Here is a 1,912-nt window from a genome sequence, read left to right as displayed (position 1 = left end):
GGGGTCATCCCGTTCATCCTCATGCTGGGCGGCACCTACCTCTGCTACGAGGGTGCCGAGAAGGTCTGGCATAAGCTCCGCGGCCACCACGCGGCCGAAAAGGCGCCGGCGGTCGAACAGGGCCCGGAGGCGGAGGCTAAGGTCACCAAGGGCGCCATCACCACCGACTTCATCCTGTCCTGCGAGATCATGGTCATCTCGATGAACGAGGTGGCCGACGCGTCCTTGTGGGTCCGGGCGCTCATCCTGGTCGTCGTGGCGATCGCGATTACGGTGCTCGTCTACGGCGCCGTCGCACTCATTGTCAAGATGGACGACCTCGGCCTGCACCTGACCACCAAGGACTCCGCGGGCTCGCAGCGCTTCGGCGCTCTGCTCGTCAAGGGCATGCCCGCCGTGCTGGCCGCGATCACCCTCGTTGGGACGATCGCCATGCTCTGGGTCGGCGGCCACATCATGCTCCAGGGGGCGTACGATCTGGGCTGGCACGCTCCGTACGACCTGGTCCACGTCCTCGAGACCCCGTTCGCCGGGATCCCGGTGGCCGGCGGCTTCCTGGCCTGGCTCGTGAACACCCTGTGCTCGGCCGTCCTCGGAGCCGCCTGGGGCCTCGTCGTCATGGCCATCTTGCACCCCCTGCTCAAAGTGCTGCCGTTCGGCAAGAAGAAGGGCGGGCACGAAGAGGGCGACGTCCGCGCCGCCGTCGCCGGCTATCGCCCGTCGAAACGCGAGGCCGATCCCGCCTCCTAGCCTGATCGAAGGCACCCCTTAGATGAGGCCGACGCTGCCGCCCTGCTGGGAGGGGTAGCGCTTGCCCAGCAGGGACAGGGCGAACTCCTGGTCCTCGGCCGTGGCGTCAGGGTTGATGCTGTGCCGTGCTGTTACCAGATCGCCGGCCAGCCGGCCGAGCAGCTGCATCTCGAACCGGGCCTTGGAGGTGTCGCCGGAGTCGAGCAGCCCGACCACTTTCGTGACTCCGGTGATGACTCCGCCCAGGCCCACCAGCGCGTAGCCGGCGTCCAGGAAAGCAACCTTCGGGGCGCGGTTCCAGTCACCGCACTGGGCGCGCAGCCAGTCCTCGTCGGACAGTTCCGGGCTGTCGCCGACCCAGGTGCGCCATCCCTCGTCGAGCTGGCGTGCGGGAGCGGTCTGGATGAGCGGCAGCCTGCCGTCGGCACTGGTGACGGTGTCCGCCACGCGCAGCGGTGCCAGGTCTTCGCGGGTGAGGCTGGCGATGTAGCCGGCCTGCAGGAGCTTGCCCAGCAGATGCGGGGTGGTCAGCGCGTACTTGGCCGCCGCGCCGACGGAGAGCACCTCGACGGGTGCGGGGGAGGGGGTGAAGGTGATCTTGGGAAGTGCCATCGGAACGCCTTTCAGAACGGGTTGCTGACTTCCCCTTTATCTTATGCATTTATTGAAAAGCCAAAATGGGTAAATGGTTGACCTGATCGCCGGCCACAGTTGATCGCTCAGGAGGTCAGCTGGTCCAGCTTCTCCCAGAACGCCTGGCGCAAAGTCCGGCGGACCGCCTGCAGGTCGGTGCCGGCTTCCCCGATCCGCTGGGCGCAGTCGCGCAGCAGCACCCGGTCAATCTCCTGCGGCAGCAGCGGCCGGTCCGCCAGCACCTCGTTCAGCTCCCGCTGGGTGGTGCTGCCGTACCAGTTCGCGGCCACGCTCTCCCCGACCTCCTCGGCAGTCTCCAGCAGGGCCTGCTCATGCATCGCACCGCCGGCTCCGTACCCGGAACCGGCCGCCCCGGAACTGTAGACCAGCTGGGACTCCGGCCGCCGCGGCGGGACCGGGCGGGCAGACGGCAGGGGGGAGGCCGGTGGCCCGGGCTTGGGCCGCGGACGCACCTCCGCGCCGGGGGATGCAGGGAAAGCGGTCATTGGGGACGCCGGGGCGGGGAAGG

2 protein-coding genes and 1 pseudogene are annotated in these 1,912 nt (G+C 68.6%); 1 reads left to right on the top strand and 2 read right to left on the bottom strand.

All coding sequences use genetic code 11. The features are described from left to right. On the top strand, positions 1–750 hold a 750-nt coding region (locus AC5RVV_RS17290; RefSeq protein WP_494002596.1), incomplete at its 5' end, for a DUF808 family protein. A gap of 18 nt (positions 751–768) precedes the next feature. On the opposite strand, the gene AC5RVV_RS17285 is transcribed toward AC5RVV_RS17290, so the two are convergent. Together AC5RVV_RS17285 and AC5RVV_RS17280 are read right to left on the bottom strand one after the other, a co-directional pair. Further along, a complete protein-coding gene (locus AC5RVV_RS17285) occupies positions 769–1,362 on the bottom strand; it encodes a hypothetical protein (protein ID WP_494002595.1) in 594 nt (197 codons plus the stop codon). 107 nt (positions 1,363–1,469) lie between these two features. After that, positions 1,470–1,912, bottom strand: a pseudogene (locus AC5RVV_RS17280) (NYN domain-containing protein); the annotation flags it as partial.

This window comes from Arthrobacter sp. MDT2-34-1, assembly GCF_059091365.1.
The sequence above is the reverse complement of the archived record's forward strand: the minus strand, read 5'-3'. Positions and strand labels throughout refer to the sequence as shown.